This is a genomic window from Streptomyces sp. NPDC005808, from assembly GCF_042871385.1.
GTDB lineage: Bacteria > Actinomycetota > Actinomycetes > Streptomycetales > Streptomycetaceae > Streptomyces.
In genome coordinates, this window is record NZ_JBIAIK010000022.1 from 34,751 (window position 1) to 49,020 (window position 14,270).

The following is a 14,270-nucleotide window of genomic DNA, read 5'->3' on the forward strand; positions in this document are numbered from 1 at the left end:
GATCAGCGACGCTCGATGCTGAAGCCGCTGTCGTGCAGAGCAGCGGTCCACCGGTCCCGGTCGAACCACGTGGTGATGTCCGGGGACAGTGCGGTGATCTGTTTCATGCGGTCGTTCCAGTCGTGGCCGGACGGGCCTCGACTGCCCTCGCAGCCTTCGCAACCGTCCTCACCGTGGATGTGGCCGGCCATCCACGCGTTCACGGCAACGTTGATGATCACTGCGTAGAGGTCCCCGCCGGTCTGCGCGAGGGAGTCCGGGACGCCGGCCAGCACCAGAGCCAGCTCGGGATTGTCGACCGGCGGCATGGGTGCCACGCCTACGCCGGCGCTGTCGCTGGAGGCTTCGAACTCCTTGTGCTGCCGGGCGATCGAATCAGCCAGCGCCGCCGCGTCGAAGTACCGCCAGGCAGACCGTTCCTGGATACGCAGCCGGGCGGCGACCTCGCGCGTGTTGGCTTCGATGATGTCCGCGACGGCCCCGGGCCGCACCGTCACCCCGAGACGGGCGAGTTCGGTCAGCGTCAGCGCGACCGCATCCTTGAAAGCTTTGGTGTTCCTCACAGAAGCAGATTAGGGGCTAACCGCCCCACCACGGGTCCAGGCCAGTTGTTCCGTCGAATCACCTCTCGGAACCCATCACTAAACCTTGAGAGCCTACGTCTGAACCTGATTCATGCAGGTGGGAGGCCCTGCCGCGGCCGCAGGAAACCAGCGAGCCGTTCGCGAAGACGTGTCAGTGACGCTTTCGCGAACGGCTCGCTGATCGTGGTTAGCGGTCGCGGCCCTCACGGGCGCGGAGGTACTCGTCCCTCTGCCTGTCCATGATCCGTCGATTCTGGATGCGTTGCAGCCACCGCGGTATGAAGGCGTCACCGAGGGAGGTCGCAGGGTCTTTCGCGAACCGGAAGAGCGCGAGGAAGACGTACAGCACGACCGCGGTGAAGATGACGAACCGGGCCCATTCCACGGCAAACTCCTTCTCGGCTGAGGTGCGCAGAAGCTAGCGCAGGGCACTGACATTGCCGCCCGGCCAGGGTTCAGAAGCAGGCTCTGAAGGGCACCGGCCGCGCCTGCTGCCGGGGTTCCAAGATGATTCTCAGGAGGGCTGGCCGGAGCCGGACGGGGCGGCGGGCAGGGCCTGCGCTGCAGCTTCCCTCGCCGCGATCAACGCTGTCGTGAGGCGGTCAGCTACCACGGCCGCTGCGTCGGACATCTGGCTCAGACCGTCGACGGCGACGTCGGCGCGTGCGGTGGAGGCGAGGAAGTCGAGCAACTTGCCACTGGACGCCTCGAGTTGCTCGACCTGCTGCAGCTCGTGGAGGCGGGCGTCGGCCTCAGCAGTCTGTGCCGCGTACCCTTCGAGCGCCTCGACCTGGCGCTCGACGGCGCCGAGCCCGGTGCTCAGCGCGCTGTTCCGGGCCTTGAGGAGCACCGCTGCTTCTTCGCCGTAAGTGGTGGGTGTCTCGTCGACGAACCGGCTGTACGCGGCCAGGGAGCGGGCAACGTCCCAGACCTGCGCGGGAAGTTGGATCTGCGCGTGCTGCCGGTCGATCAGATCGCGGGCGTGAACCTCGGAGCCCAGGACTTGACGCGCAGCGGTCCACGCTCGCCGGAGGAGGACGGAGGCGTCGCCGGTGAGCTGAGAGGGCAGCACGTACCGCTCCCGAGTCGCCCGGACCTCCCGCCACATCCGGGTTCCGTTCCTGGCGACCATGGTCATGAAGATGATGTAGATGGCCGCCACGCAAGCGGCCAACGGCATGATATTGCCCAGCGATTCGGCGGCGTGACTGATCAGGTAGTGCAGGGCACCAGTGTTCGTGGCGTATTCGGCCGAAGCCGTGAGGTCCGCACCCCTGTCGAGCACCCACCACAGACCCGTCGCCGCACCCAGCGGAGCGCCGAAACGGACGAGGTAGCCCCCCACATCCCCCAGGGCAGACGCCGTCGGCAGCGCGGGATCGCCATAAATCTTCAAAGTCGAGGGCGGGGTCTCGTCCAGGAACTTGCGCACGTGGTCGGGAAGATCGGGATCGATCACGATCGATGCGTCGCAAGACTCGAGCAACATCTCCGCATCCCGCATGAGTCTTTGCCCCTTCTTCGCCATGTTCCGCATTGTGCCCGTCCCGGTGAGAGGCACGCCAGAGTGGGCCCTGGCTCAGCCCCTGCCACGCCGGAGCACGCGGCTCCGTGGCGGTGGAAGGGAAACTTCGGCCCCCCAGCTCCGATCGACTGACCACCCGGACACCGGCACCGCTCGACTGCACCGACGCCGACGAAGGGTGGTGGCGGACTCAGCCGGCCGCAGCCACTCCCTCGTCCCCACGGGGACGTGACCGCTGGACATAGTCGGTGCGGGCCGCCTCGAGCAGCCGCCGCCATGACGTCACCGTGGGCCGCCGCCGCAGCAACCCCCGCCGCTCTCTGGACGTCATACCGCCCCAGACACCGTTCTCGATACGGTGGTCGAGAGCGTAGGCAAGGCACTCCGTGAGGACCGGACAACCGGTACACACAGCCTTCGCCCTGGTCTGCGCGGCACCTTCGACAAACAGTTCCTCGGGGTCTGCCGTACGGCATATCGCCCGCGCCCCCCACGACTCCCCATCACCCACGATCACCCGATGCCGTCCTCTCCCCGATCCGGACCGCCACCTCCAACCAGAGAACGCGACGGCTGGGAGACCGTACGACAAACGCCTCGAGCTCGGCACACCGCCAAGGCGCGGCAATCCGTACGGGTGACGGCGGACTTGACGGCTCCACGACAAGGTGTCACTTTCCCGTCCAGGCACAGCCGTTGCCGGCCATTGGGCAGAATGCGCGGCATGACGCGTACGGATGAACAGACGCCGGAGTCCTCGGACGGGGCCGGGCAGCTACTCGGCGCCACAGGCGCAGCGGCATTCCCCAACTGGCAGGGGCTGGAGAGCGCGCCCGTCGAGAGCTTGCTGGCGATCGCCCGGGACGACGGAATCCCCATCGCATGGGTGCCGCCCGCGGACGTGCTGGCGGCGTTGCTCACCGTCCCTGGGCATGAGGCCAGGCTCGACGTCCTCAACCAGTTCGAGAACGCTGTCGTCTCCGCGTGCGAGGAACAGATCGCCGGGTGCGTGGACGAGTGGATGTCCGAGGACGTCGCTCTGGCGAGGAGAGTGATAGCGGCGTTCAAGGCCGGTCACCGGGAGGCCGCTGCCTGTCTGGCTCTCCTCGGCTCAGAGGAGACCTTCTACGAGGTTACGAACGTGCCCCGCCGCCCTGACGGACTTGACGCAATGAGCAAGTACGTGAAGGAGGCGATGGCGGAGGAGAAGCCCGCCATCACGACAAAGCGCCTGGACAGTGACATCCGGACGTGGCGCACGGAGCGCTCCAGCTACAAGGGCCTATCGCGGAAGGCCCATTTCCAGCAGCCGCTAGCGCCTGCCTGGGGCAACCCATGGCACCCGCAAGCGGTCTTCCTTCCCCTGAAGTCCCTCTACACGCCCTACTGGCCCGCCCAAGGCGACCCGGCGCCGGCCAATCTGTCCCGTCACTTCGTCGCGCACCGTCCCTCTCTTGAGCACCTCAGCCGAGGGCACTGCCTGATCGCCGTGATGCTGATGGCCTCGTTCTTCGCGCAGAAGCAGACGTACTGCAATGACGCCCGGATGGCTGACGCAGAGCCTGACTACGGGGATGCCGCGTCCAGTGGTGTGAGCGAGCACACGCACTGACTCATGCCCTCATGCCCTGGTCCCGACCCCAAGCCTTGCCCGGCATGCAGCGCCGCGGTCATGGGCACCGGATCGTCGGCAGATGGACAGACTGGGGCGGCTCCTGCACCGCTTCCCCGCCTTCCACCAGGCAGAGCCCGGCAGAGGGCAGCTCGGCAGGACCAACGCACAGATCACCGCGCCTCCTTGGATGTAGCCACGGCGCACACGATGTGCAACGCCTTGTTCTACGGGGGCTGGGCACGGCAGGGCATTCGCAGGATTCGCAGGTGCTCGGGGAGGTTCTGCCGACGGAGCGAAGTGTGCTGTGCCTCGTTGTGCTGAACCTGGTGGAATCTGCTGCCGCGATCCGTACGAGTCCGCTAGAAGAAGGGTCATGGCGGCGGATGAGCAGGCGGCGTTGACGGAGGGGATGTGGCGGGCCACGGACCTGATGTGGGCCTACCTCACCGAGGACCGAACCCGAGTCAGGGCCGGACTGGAAGGCCTGGGCAGTGACCAGCTGGCGCACACGCTCGCGTGGCAAGCCCGGGACCACGACTGGCTGTTCGACGACCTGGGTGAGCCATCGATGTCCGTGCCGCTCCTGGACACGGTTGCCGCCCTGGCACCGGTGGACTGCGAGTTCATGATGACGACCGCGGTGCGCAAAGGTGTCGCTGCGGGCACGGGACTGGCCTCCAGCGGGCTGGGGGACTTCCCGACGACCGCCCGGATCCACGCGCTCACAGTCTGCATGGCCGTGATGCTTCTGGAAGCCCACGGACGCCAGGGAGCTCTGAGGTTCGTCGTCGCATCGGCGGACAACTACGTCCGGCGCGGTCACCCGCGCCCCTACCCGGCCCCCTGATACCGAGAGGTCGGGGCATGTCCGATGATGTCGGCATGACGATCAACATGCAGAACTTCGGAGTCACCTGGACCGACGCCTCCGGTTCGCCCCGGGCCTCCACCGTCGCCTACGACAAGCGGAGTGCCGAGCGACGTAAGACGGAACTTGAAGAAGCCGGAGCAACCAGGATCGAGATCGTGTCCGTCAAACCCGGCGAGCGGCCCGAACCACAGGCGTGACCCAATCGAGGATCCACCGGTCTCCCGAACCCGCACGGCTCGCCGGCGCTGCACCGTCTACGGCCGGTGACGGTCCTGCCACGCCCGACACAAAGCGCTGAACTCCCCCTGGCGCTCGGCCAGGAGGTCCTCCGTCCGCTGCAGATGGCAGTCCAGGACGTACACGCCGTCCTGGAAAAGCTCAAAACCGATCCGCTCCCACACGCCGCCCAGCTTGACGGCCGCCTCGCGGTGTTGATCTGCGGTCAGCTCGCGGCCGTCGGCCGAACCGGGCTCGCACACCACCGCGACGCAGTTCTGCGACAGACGGCGGATCGCAGCCCCCGCCAGAACCGGGCCCAGGCTCAAGCCGCGCCAAGCGGGCTCCAGCACGACCCGGTCCATCACCAACAGATCACCGACCGGGTGCGCGAGCGCGGCCTCGAAGGCCGGCTCCCACTCGCCAGACGCGACGTCCAGGACCACCTCGCCGATGCCGGCGACGTCCCCGGTGTGAGCGTCCATCGCCTCGAAGGGATGGTCGGGACCGAACATCCGCACCCGCACGAACGACATCCGGCCCACGACAACATCCTCGACCGCGTCCAACGACTCCTCATCCGCGTCGCCGGCGGCGAGCTCCTCTGCCAGGACGTCCGCGTCGATCCGCGCGGTCACCGTCCACACCTCCAGGGTGTCCTCGAACTCGTACGCCTGGACAGGATGTTCATGCTGGTAGGCAAGGCTGATCAGCGAGGGATCAACAGGCAGCTGGGCAATTTGGGGAGCCACGACGGTCACCATGCCACCGTAGATGCTGCCCACCACCGTGCGCCGAGGAACAGCTCACGTTCACCCCCTTCACGGCGGCACCCGGGCCGGCCTCAGCGTGCGGCATCAGCCCCCCATGACAGATGGATGGGCAACGATCATCGCCGCACTGATCGCTGGCGCAGCCGCCTTCATCGGCATCGTCGTAGGCCGTGCCACCACGAGGCACCAGGCCACCGTCGAACACAAACAGTGGCTCCGGGGTCAACGCCAAGAGGCCTACATCGAATTTCTCGCAGTCTGGGACCGGGTCCTGGCGGCAGCGGAAACGGCAGTTCGCGGCATGCCGTGTATTGCGGGCTCTAGCGTACTGGGTGGCCCTGACACCCGAGGGCGCACCGACGGCCGCCTCGGGGGTAAGCGCATCAGGAACGAAAGGCGGCGTTGGACGGCGTTGGACGGCGAATTCGTGGCTGGCGGGGCTGGTGTGAGGACGTGTGGAGGAGCGCCGGGACGGAAGGAAGGACGAGGCAGGAGAAGCTGCCCTCTGCGGTGAGTGGGTGCCCCGCGAGGTTTCCTCCGGATCACCGGAAGCGGTATGGGGAGATAGGCGTGCAGGCTGGCTCCGGTTTCCCGGACACCCGGGCCTGCTCTGCCGGGACGCCCGGCAGGACGCCGCTCGGGAAGGAACCTTGCCCATGAATGTCAACCCGCTCGCGCCGCCAGGGGGAGGCGACCGCCCCAGTCTGCCCGAGCTTCTCCTGGTGGCCGCGGCCGCCGTCCTTTCCGCGCAGAGCCAGGCGTGGGCGAGCGCGCTGGGAACGGCGGCCGCCGTCTACGCCGTCATCGTCACCGGCAACCAGGACCGCAGGAGCTGAACATGACGCGCACACCCCCTTCCGCCCTCGATCTGGCACTGGTTGCCGCAGCCGGAAAACTCGGATTCACCATCAGTCCGGCCCAGTTGGAGCGCTGGCGCACGCAACGGTGGCTCCCCCGGGCCGCGGACTGGACCGCCCCCGAGACCGGGGAGCTCCGGCCCGAGACCGTGCACCGCGCCGCGTGGCTGGCAGACGCCTCCAAGCCCGGCCGCAGCATCAGCTGGATCGGGTGGACCTTCTGGGCGATCGACGACACCCCGGAGACCGCGACACGGCTGCGGGCTGCAGTGGTCGATGCCCTCGAGCGCCCCTTCCGTCGGGCGGGCGTCGACATCGGCCAGGTCCCCCAGGGAGACACCAACGAGGCATTCGAGGCCCGTCAGGAGATGGCAGCCGGGATGCTCAGGGACCGGCGTATCCCCCGGAGAGACTTCGACGGGACCGTTCGCGCAGGCGCGGCCGAAGCCGAGTTCGACCTGCCGCCGTCCCGCTCGGTGGCCAACATGTTCCACCAGGCACTGATGGATCCCGGCGCGCGGATGATGGTCGGCGGCGTGGACGACATCGGGTTCGAGGAACTGATGGAGGCGTACGAGGCCGCCTCGCCCGACCAGACCGAGATGATCGAGCAGATCCGCATCGCCCACCGCGACGCCGCCCTCGCCGGCGTCGACCTGCTCGCCCAGTCCCCCATGGCAGGCGGCCTGCGCGGCCTCATCCGCGCCGTCCGGGAGGCCGACGACCAACGGCTGTGCGCGGCGGTACGCGCCTGCACCAAGGGGAGCGGGGCCCTGGGGATCCTGCTGATGCAGCGGGCGCCGGACGAGCCCGAGATCCTTCGGACGCTGATGGCCGATGTGATGTGGGACCAGTGGGTCCGTGTTGGAGGCTTCGTCCCCGTTCTCGGGATGGGCGGCGAGGCCGCGATCGCCATCAACGTCGTCTACTACCTCGTCATCCCCGGATGGGCGGAGGACCTGGAGCGCTACCAGGGGCTCATGGACACGCTGCTGGCCCAGCCCGCCGCGTGAACGCCCCGTCGGCCGGGAGCACTTGGTCCCATGCCTGGGCGCGGTTCCCGATCCGTCGCCGGGCGACGTCATGGATAGGGAGGTGTCGGACGTCGTCCCCGGTCCGCCTGTGCATGGCGAGGAGCGGTGGCCGTTGGTCCGCCCGCGCGGCGCGCGGGACTCGGATTCGAACGGCAGTACCGTTACGGCGTGGCGCTGAAAGACAAGACGACGTACGACTTCCCCCAGATGCTCATCGAGGCCCAGGCCGAGCTCGACGCGGTACGAAGTGAACTGCAGACCCTGCTGAAGAGGCAGCCCTGGTCTGTTGAACCGCTGCCCGCGTGGACGACGCATGAGAATGCGTGGCGCCCGGCCTCTTGGCCCGAGTCTCCCGGCTGGAACCCCGAGGACCAGGAGAGGATCGGCCGGCTGCGGGCGAGGGAAGGCGAACTTGTCACCGTGATCGTCTGCCATCGTTTCTGGTCCGGGATCATGCCGGAGGAGCGAACAGAGGCACGCACTCAACTCAAGCACCACCACGAGCCGGTACCGGAGACTGCCGAGGCCAGCTAGGAGCTCCGCTCCCCTCCGCTAGGGCTTGCACTGCTAGCCCCTGGCACGCCAGTGCTGACCGCCGATTCAAGAGAAGACGCAGGTCAGTCGGGGGTTGCATGGCTAGTCCCCGCTGGCAATATCGTCGCTGTGCTTCCCCGAAGCCCCGCCTCACGGCGGGGCTTCGCCGTTTTCTCAACTCGATGCCGAAACCCGCGTCACAACCCGCCCGCTCACCTCTCTCTCCTTGTGCCATCCACTCCTGAGGAGGACTCCGCGCATGTCCGTGACCCCGATCCGCTCCAACGACCTCCATCCGTCCGAACACGACCAGCAGCAGCCCCCGCCCGATCCGTTCTTCGAACTGCGCTTCGCCGAACTGCGCATTACCCTGCAGCGGCCGCCCTACCGGCTTGCCGGTGCCCTCATGACGGTCGCCGGAGCCGTCTCGGTGTGGCTCACCCGCTGATACGCGGCCTGAAGCCGTATGTGGCTGTGCCCGCCATCCGGCGCGACACAGCCACAAGTCGCGCGCATGGCCTGCACGTCGCTCCACCGCTCCGTCGGCTCGCCGCCCGGCCCCGGGACCGCCGAGTTGCCCTCCGGGCCGTCGCAGCCGGTATGGGCGTCCCGCCCGCTGCCGGCCGATAGGGTGACCGCGAGGCGTGCACGTACGCCGGAGTCCGAAGGGGGCGCGGCCCACGCCTAAGCCTCGAAGTCCGGGCAAGGTTCACGGAATCGCGTGCGGCATCCCGTCTCTCCCTGATCTGGTGCGACGCGAGCGTGGGGCGCGTCGCGGTGTGGACAGGGCCCCCTGTCGGCGTCCCCATGGCGTACGACCCACTGGGCCTGGGCGACGGCACCGAGCTGTTCACCGCACCGTTGATGGTGGTCACCATGTTGCCGTCCGGACCCGATGGCCTGGAAGCCGCGCAGGTGATCGCGGACGCCGTGGACTACCTCGCGGACCCGGCGGCGGGATGGTACCGGGCGTGCGCCGAGGTCTACGGGCCCCGTCCCACCCGGGAGTCCGGTATGGCTCCGCTGGCCGGGCATCGGCCGGACATGCTGCTCGTCCAGGTGTCCGCGCGGCGCCGCTGGACCACCGAGACCCTGCACGGATTCCTGCAGGATGCCGCAGTCGCGATCCTTGCTGCGCTTGTGGAGCGGTACCCGGACATCACCGAACGGCACGTCGCCGTCCAGGCCTTGCAGGTGGAATCCGCCCAGCAGATCCTCTCCGTGGACCCGGAACCGACCGCTCGCACCGATCAGGGGCACCCGAGCCTGCGCAACAACCACCTGCACCGCGGCGATGGAGCCGGTGACGCGCCGACGGCGGACGAGGCCCCCTACCCGTTTCGTGTCGTCGATGCTCACGACCGCGGATGGTTCGCCGTCGGTCCCGCCCTCTACCTGTGCGCGGGGGCCGAACAGCGCTGCGTCGAGCCGACATCGCTTGAGAAGCTCGAGGCCGAGCGCGGCCCCGTACGCCCCGTCGTGCCCGCCTCCGACCGCGACCTGGACCGGCTGCGGGCCGCCTTCACGGACGCCGGTCCGAAGGCCGTGGCCTCGCTCCTCGTCGCCCTGTACGTCCTGGCCCGGAAGCACGCCGAAGCGGAATACGAACGCTCCGGACACAAGCGGAGCGGCCAGCTGTACGCCGGGGGCGAGGACCACTGGGAGACCGTGGCGATGCGAAGTCTGGTCTGGGGTCTCGGCGTCGACCTCGCGGACAAGCCGCGACGCCTGGACGAGGCGATGATCGACACGGTCCGCGCGGTCGTCGACGGATGGGTGGCCCCCAGCTCCGACGTCTACGTCGAAGTAGCGAACAACATCACCGAGGCATTCCAGGCCGCGGCGAAGGATGCCGGCGGCTGGCAGGGGCTCGCTGACAAGCACTTCCAGCTCGGCGACCGATTCGCCCACTCGGAGAACTCCGTCGAGGCCGCTCACGCCTGGCTGATGGGCCAACACGGCGCCGACGGGTAGACATCCCCATGGGCTTCGCCGCCCGTACGTACGGCCTCGTCCGGCTGTCGTGGGAGCACTGCGACCAGTCGGGGATCAAGGGTGCTGCCTTGGCCGACGTCCGGCGGGTCCTGAAGCCCGCGAAGGGCGCGGTATCCCTTTGCCGGGAGGATTTCGAGCAGACCGTCTGATTCGCCTGCTGCGCTCCGGCGGAGGCGGGGGCACCCGTGTGAATGCCCCCGCCGTACGTCACGGGCGGTAGACGCATCCCCTGACGAAGGCAATGCCCGCGACCGAGAAGAGCGCGATGCCGGAAGCGGGCCCCTCGGGGATGAATCCGGCCAGGTCTACGGACTCCACCGCGGACAGTCCGAGGAGGGAGAGCGCCGAGTTCGACGGCGAGCGGAAGCGGAACAGGTCCCGCTCCTCCGGACCGGTGATCTTGAGTGATGCTGTCACTATGGATGTACCTCCGCGATGTCGTTCGAATGCACTGGCGATACACGGAGCAACTGGGGCCGCCCTCTGCAGGGGCGGCCCCTATCCGTGCTCAGACCAGTAGACAGCAGGTCAGACATGCCGGAGCGCGCCGTCAAGTCGCATCTCGCCGTATGGCCGGAACCCTCGTTAGCACCATCTCGTCGCCGATCCGCGGCTGGCCTGATCTGCGAGAACGACAAATGGGGGCGTCGTCTCTGGCTCGATGACGGTCACGGAAGGTTTGAGGCAGCAGCAAATCGCCCGTGACCAGGGACAACGACGGCGAAGAGGCACGTGATTTGGCGTGAGGGCTCGTCGCCTGTGGCATCACCTCGGGCGTGATGCACGCCACATCAGACGTGGTAGATTCCTGACGAAATGTCGGCTGATACATCTCGGCATGCGGCACGCGAACGCATTGACGGCGGCGCAACCCTGTCGGATCCGGCCCGTGACCGGCTAAGGGGTCCAGGACAGCCCGCACGGGGCACGCGTCCAGTCGAGAGGCCAGGCCATGGCTGACTCCGCCCGACCTACCGGGTGACCAACCTCAGCTTGCGGTTCGACCCCGCCCGTCGCATCGACTTCACCAGGCCCGCGCCTCAGCCGGCTACCGCTGGTCGGCGTGCTGGCACTCGGGCGATCCCCACAGGAGGCCGGGGTGAATCCGGCGGGCTGATCCGCCCGGCGCAGCGCAAACTCGCCGATGTGTGAGGCATGTTCTCCCAGCCCGCCCAGGTCGGGGCGCGCCGCACCGCTACCAGCTGACGGACGATGGTCTCGCCAAGGACGCCTTGGGGACCTGTCTGAACGAGCTCGCCGACCTGCGCAAGAACCGCAAGTCCAACGAGGAGGCCTCCGGGAGGGCGAAGCGCTCCTGACCGGGCGTCGGCCGACCAGTTCGTTCAGGCGGGTCTCTGTGACCAGCCGGGGCCTCCGTCGCCCGCTGCTACCGGGCGAACGTGACCGTGATCGGCTCGCTGGGGCAGCGGCTCAGGATCTCGGAGAGCGCGGCCTCTTCACTCGGGTCGACGGCGAGCCGGTAGCGGGTCTTGTCCGCGACCCAGTCCGTGACGTACCGGCAGCGGTAGGCCTCGAAGGGTGGCACCCACGTGCTGGGGTCTTGGTCGGACTTGGACCGGTTACTGCCCGCCGACACCGCGATCAGAGCACGGGGATCATCAAGATCATTCGCAAAGCCTTCACGCTCCTTCGCGCTCCACCCTGACGCCCCGCTGTCCCAGGCTTCCGCCAGCGGGACCAGGTGGTCGACGTCCAGCTGGCGTGCGTTGTCGACGTATGTGTCGTCGTACCAGCTGTACCAACGTCCCCCGGTGAGCAGGCAGTTCGCACCCTGCTCCGGGGCGGTGACGGCCTCGGATTTGAGGACCTCCAGCCGGGCGTTGCATCCGTCGCGGTCGGCGTCGGTCCAGTGCCGGAACTTCGAGCGCTCGTACCCGGCCCGGCTCTCGTCCTGGATCGCAAGGGCCTGAAGGGCGTTGCGGACCGGCAGGGTCACCGTGTCGCCGGGAGCAGCCGGTGTGGCGTGGGCGGTAGCGGTCGGGGCGAGCAGCGCGGACAGGACGCAGAGTGCGAGGGCGGCGGGGCGGGCAGAGCGGCGGAGACGCAAGACGGATCCTTCCGAAGATCACCAACCGTTCGTGATCTTCGTACTGGGTTCCGGCCGCAACTTGCCCGGCACTCTCCCGGGTTCACCCGCGGGGGCGGTAAGTCACACCGCGTCCGGCGGGGGATGCACAGTTGGGGGTCGCTTCATCAACCCTTCTGGCAGATGCCGATGAATCGGTGAAACCGGAGGTCAGACATGCGGGGTTGTCCACGCTGGCGCCAGTTGGGGTATGCGAGGACAGATGCTGACAGGTTCGCCGAGGGGACCTTCGGGTTTCAGCCCGCGTTGCTCACCGCTTGTCTTCGTTGCCGCCATGGCCAGGATCGTTTTCGCCGAGGCGTTCAAGTCGGCCAGCTGCGGTCTCGGCATGGCGTCGGGCCTCGCGAACCTGCCGGTCGATTGTGCGTAGCCGCTCGCGTGCCTTCTGCGCGGCCGTCCGGGCCTGCCGCTGCTCGCTTCCCAGGCTCCGTAGTTCATCGGCGAGTTCGTCGGCGCGCTGTTGGAGTCCGCTCTCGTGTTTGCCGGCTTCGTCGGCCTCCCGGGCCGCTGTCGCCGCCTCGCCCTCGATGGCACGGAGCTCCCGCTCCGTGTCGGCTGCTTCCTGCCGGGCCTGCGCGATACGCCGCTGGCGCTCCTCGTCGCCCTGGCGACCCCCGCGCACCCGGGCAACGGCGGGGCGAGATGGGATCGACAGCGTGGGTGCAGCGGCGGCGCCCGCGTCCTCGGTTGCGGGGAAGCCGAGGGTCTGGCTGAAGGGCTTCACGAGCCGCCCCGCAGCCCATTCCTGGGCGGCCGTGGGGTCCGCGAGGACGGCCTGGAGGATGCTTTCGACCTCGTGCTGGACGTCATTGCTGACCGGGTGACCCGCTTCTTTCGCCAGTTGACGGGCCTGCCGTGACAGTGCGTTGATCAGCAGGTGCTGCTGGCGGCTGAGCTCGCGCAGGTGTGCCCCGTCCAGGTTGTGGTGTGCCTGGCGCAGGGCTTCGCCGAGCTGGAGCAGCGGCTCGGTCTCGTCAGGCCGTTCGCGCACCAGGAGGTTGGCCGCCCAGGCAGAGAGGCTGGGGCGCCGCAGTGTGCGGATCTTCTCGGCGAGGGCGCGATCCCCGGCGCTGCGGGCGGCGGCCGCGCGGGTATCGCGGGTGGCGGTGAAGTCCTCCGGCCGTATCCCGTACAGCTCGTCAGCGACCGCGTCCAGGTCCACTGGTTTCCCTCTCCACGACACGCCTGCTTTGTTTATTTTCGCACTATTTGTTGCATGTGTGCGATTGCCCGGCGTGCCTACGGGGAGCGGAGCCGGGTCACTGTGGCCACGGCGTGCCGCGTGGTTCCCGCCAGGACTTCGACCAGCAGGCCTGGCCGGGTAGTGCGGTAGGGCTCCCCCGCCGGTGTGCGTGTGCTTTGGGAGGGTCCGCTCGCGATCAGGTGTGCGGAGACCTGGGCGGCGAGCGGCGCCTTGAGGGTCTGGGAGAGGGTGATGCGCCCGCCGGGGAGCCGTACGGCGAGGGCGTGCGGGCGGGCGGCAGGTCCGGTGTAGCCGACGATCTCGGCGTCCACGGTCTCTGAGTGCCTTACCTTCTTCCAGATTCTGGATGCTCTGTATGCCGAGTTGGCGGGCTTGCAGACGATGCCCTCGACGCCTTGCTCCCGGAGTTGTTGGTACCAGGTCATCGCCACTTCGGGGTCGTCCGTCATGGGGACGGCCTGGATCGGCGGCTGGACGTCGTACTCCTGGAACAGGTCCAGGAGCAGGGCGCGGCGTGCGTCGTACGGACGGGCGCGGACGTCGCCGTGGTCCGGGTGGACAAGGATGTCCCACGCCGCGAAATGGGCGGGACGATCTTCGGCGAGGCGGCGGGCCCGTGCGGGAGTGGAGGCGGCTCTCGACTGCGCGGCCGCGAAATCGATCTTTCCGTTCGCGTAGATCACGGCCTCTCCGTCCAGGACGGTGTCCGGCGGGAGCATGTTGAGTCCCGCGAGTGCGAGATCCATCCACACGGGCGTGACGTTCCTGCCGGACCGGGCCTGAAGGCGGACGGTGCTCGCCTCTCGCCACATGACCGTTCGATGTCCGTCGAACTTGGGTTCGTATCGCCAGTTCGTCCCGACCGGGAGGGTCGGGACGAACTCGGCGAGTGCAACGTCGACGGGGAAGTCCACACGATCAGACTCCGGCCGCCGCGGCGCCCGTGCATGCGGAC

Annotated in this window: 18 protein-coding genes; 9 read left to right on the forward strand and 9 right to left on the reverse strand. The window is 68.3% G+C overall.

Features of this window, described 5'->3' with window-relative positions; translation table 11 throughout:
- Window positions 1-2: 2 nt before the first annotated feature.
- From ACFYPC_RS33820 to ACFYPC_RS33835, 4 genes are all read right to left on the reverse strand, one after another.
- Window positions 3-563: a hypothetical protein gene (locus tag ACFYPC_RS33820; RefSeq protein WP_391890803.1), complete on the reverse strand. Its 561-nt coding sequence runs from the start codon at window positions 561-563 to the stop codon at window positions 3-5.
- A gap of 208 nt (window positions 564-771) precedes the next feature.
- Complete coding sequence (locus ACFYPC_RS33825) at window positions 772-969, reverse strand: hypothetical protein (protein WP_391890806.1); 198 nt, start codon at window positions 967-969, stop codon at window positions 772-774.
- A 129-nt stretch (window positions 970-1,098) separates the two neighbouring features.
- Entirely contained in the window at window positions 1,099-2,073 is a 975-nt protein-coding gene (locus ACFYPC_RS33830) for a hypothetical protein (RefSeq protein WP_391890809.1), read from the reverse strand.
- A 226-nt stretch (window positions 2,074-2,299) separates the two neighbouring features.
- Window positions 2,300-2,620, reverse strand: coding sequence for a WhiB family transcriptional regulator (locus ACFYPC_RS33835; protein ID WP_391891003.1), 321 nt, complete (start codon window positions 2,618-2,620; stop codon window positions 2,300-2,302).
- A 213-nt stretch (window positions 2,621-2,833) separates the two neighbouring features.
- Between ACFYPC_RS33835 and ACFYPC_RS33840 the strand changes: the two genes are divergently transcribed.
- The 3 genes from ACFYPC_RS33840 (at window position 2,834) to ACFYPC_RS33850 (ending at window position 4,792) form a co-directional block, all read left to right on the forward strand.
- A complete protein-coding gene (locus tag ACFYPC_RS33840; protein ID WP_391890812.1) occupies window positions 2,834-3,721 on the forward strand; it encodes a hypothetical protein in 888 nt (295 codons plus the stop codon).
- A gap of 376 nt (window positions 3,722-4,097) precedes the next feature.
- On the forward strand, window positions 4,098-4,571 hold the full coding sequence (locus ACFYPC_RS33845) for a hypothetical protein (protein ID WP_391890815.1): 474 nt from the start codon (window positions 4,098-4,100) through the stop codon (window positions 4,569-4,571).
- Window positions 4,572-4,588: 17 nt separating this feature from the next.
- Entirely contained in the window at window positions 4,589-4,792 is a 204-nt protein-coding gene (locus tag ACFYPC_RS33850; protein WP_391890818.1) for a hypothetical protein, read from the forward strand.
- A gap of 57 nt (window positions 4,793-4,849) precedes the next feature.
- Here the strand turns inward: ACFYPC_RS33850 and ACFYPC_RS33855 are convergent, their stop codons facing one another.
- A complete protein-coding gene (locus ACFYPC_RS33855; RefSeq protein WP_391890821.1) occupies window positions 4,850-5,575 on the reverse strand; it encodes a hypothetical protein in 726 nt (241 codons plus the stop codon).
- Between the two features lie 665 nt (window positions 5,576-6,240).
- Here ACFYPC_RS33855 and ACFYPC_RS33860 point away from each other — a divergent pair.
- The 5 genes from ACFYPC_RS33860 (at window position 6,241) to ACFYPC_RS33880 (ending at window position 9,983) form a co-directional block, all read left to right on the forward strand.
- On the forward strand, window positions 6,241-6,420 hold the full coding sequence (locus tag ACFYPC_RS33860; RefSeq protein ID WP_391890824.1) for a hypothetical protein: 180 nt from the start codon (window positions 6,241-6,243) through the stop codon (window positions 6,418-6,420).
- A 2-nt stretch (window positions 6,421-6,422) separates the two neighbouring features.
- The gene (locus ACFYPC_RS33865; RefSeq protein WP_391890827.1) at window positions 6,423-7,454 is read left to right on the forward strand and encodes a hypothetical protein; all 1,032 of its coding nucleotides are present in this window, start codon (window positions 6,423-6,425) and stop codon (window positions 7,452-7,454) included.
- A gap of 189 nt (window positions 7,455-7,643) precedes the next feature.
- The gene (locus ACFYPC_RS33870) at window positions 7,644-8,009 is read left to right on the forward strand and encodes a hypothetical protein (RefSeq protein WP_391890830.1); all 366 of its coding nucleotides are present in this window, start codon (window positions 7,644-7,646) and stop codon (window positions 8,007-8,009) included.
- Between the two features lie 259 nt (window positions 8,010-8,268).
- On the forward strand, window positions 8,269-8,457 hold the full coding sequence (locus ACFYPC_RS33875; protein ID WP_391890833.1) for a hypothetical protein: 189 nt from the start codon (window positions 8,269-8,271) through the stop codon (window positions 8,455-8,457).
- A 359-nt stretch (window positions 8,458-8,816) separates the two neighbouring features.
- On the forward strand, window positions 8,817-9,983 hold the full coding sequence (locus ACFYPC_RS33880; RefSeq protein ID WP_391890835.1) for a hypothetical protein: 1,167 nt from the start codon (window positions 8,817-8,819) through the stop codon (window positions 9,981-9,983).
- Window positions 9,984-10,211: 228 nt separating this feature from the next.
- Here the strand turns inward: ACFYPC_RS33880 and ACFYPC_RS33885 are convergent, their stop codons facing one another.
- Window positions 10,212-10,421: a hypothetical protein gene (locus ACFYPC_RS33885; protein WP_391890838.1), complete on the reverse strand. Its 210-nt coding sequence runs from the start codon at window positions 10,419-10,421 to the stop codon at window positions 10,212-10,214.
- A gap of 731 nt (window positions 10,422-11,152) precedes the next feature.
- Between ACFYPC_RS33885 and ACFYPC_RS33890 the strand changes: the two genes are divergently transcribed.
- Complete coding sequence (locus ACFYPC_RS33890) at window positions 11,153-11,323, forward strand: hypothetical protein (protein WP_391890840.1); 171 nt, start codon at window positions 11,153-11,155, stop codon at window positions 11,321-11,323.
- A gap of 68 nt (window positions 11,324-11,391) precedes the next feature.
- Here the strand turns inward: ACFYPC_RS33890 and ACFYPC_RS33895 are convergent, their stop codons facing one another.
- From ACFYPC_RS33895 to ACFYPC_RS33905, 3 genes are all read right to left on the reverse strand, one after another.
- A complete protein-coding gene (locus ACFYPC_RS33895) occupies window positions 11,392-12,072 on the reverse strand; it encodes an HNH endonuclease family protein (protein WP_391890843.1) in 681 nt (226 codons plus the stop codon).
- Between the two features lie 289 nt (window positions 12,073-12,361).
- Window positions 12,362-13,273: a hypothetical protein gene (locus ACFYPC_RS33900; RefSeq protein ID WP_391890846.1), complete on the reverse strand. Its 912-nt coding sequence runs from the start codon at window positions 13,271-13,273 to the stop codon at window positions 12,362-12,364.
- Window positions 13,274-13,350: 77 nt separating this feature from the next.
- Complete coding sequence (locus tag ACFYPC_RS33905; RefSeq protein WP_391890849.1) at window positions 13,351-14,229, reverse strand: DNA ligase; 879 nt, start codon at window positions 14,227-14,229, stop codon at window positions 13,351-13,353.
- Window positions 14,230-14,270 lie beyond the last annotated feature (41 nt).

Coding starts and splice junctions, on each gene's coding strand:
- ACFYPC_RS33865 (WP_391890827.1), top strand. CDS start 6,423: ATGACGCGCACACCCCCTTCCGCCCTCGATCTGGCACTGGTTGCCGCA.
- ACFYPC_RS33880 (WP_391890835.1), top strand. CDS start 8,817: ATGGCGTACGACCCACTGGGCCTGGGCGACGGCACCGAGCTGTTCACC.
- ACFYPC_RS33845 (WP_391890815.1), top strand. CDS start 4,098: ATGGCGGCGGATGAGCAGGCGGCGTTGACGGAGGGGATGTGGCGGGCC.
- ACFYPC_RS33830 (WP_391890809.1), bottom strand. CDS start 2,073: ATGTTGCTCGAGTCTTGCGACGCATCGATCGTGATCGATCCCGATCTT.
- ACFYPC_RS33855 (WP_391890821.1), bottom strand. CDS start 5,575: ATGGTGACCGTCGTGGCTCCCCAAATTGCCCAGCTGCCTGTTGATCCC.
- ACFYPC_RS33840 (WP_391890812.1), top strand. CDS start 2,834: ATGACGCGTACGGATGAACAGACGCCGGAGTCCTCGGACGGGGCCGGG.
- ACFYPC_RS33860 (WP_391890824.1), top strand. CDS start 6,241: ATGAATGTCAACCCGCTCGCGCCGCCAGGGGGAGGCGACCGCCCCAGT.
- ACFYPC_RS33850 (WP_391890818.1), top strand. CDS start 4,589: ATGTCCGATGATGTCGGCATGACGATCAACATGCAGAACTTCGGAGTC.
- ACFYPC_RS33875 (WP_391890833.1), top strand. CDS start 8,269: ATGTCCGTGACCCCGATCCGCTCCAACGACCTCCATCCGTCCGAACAC.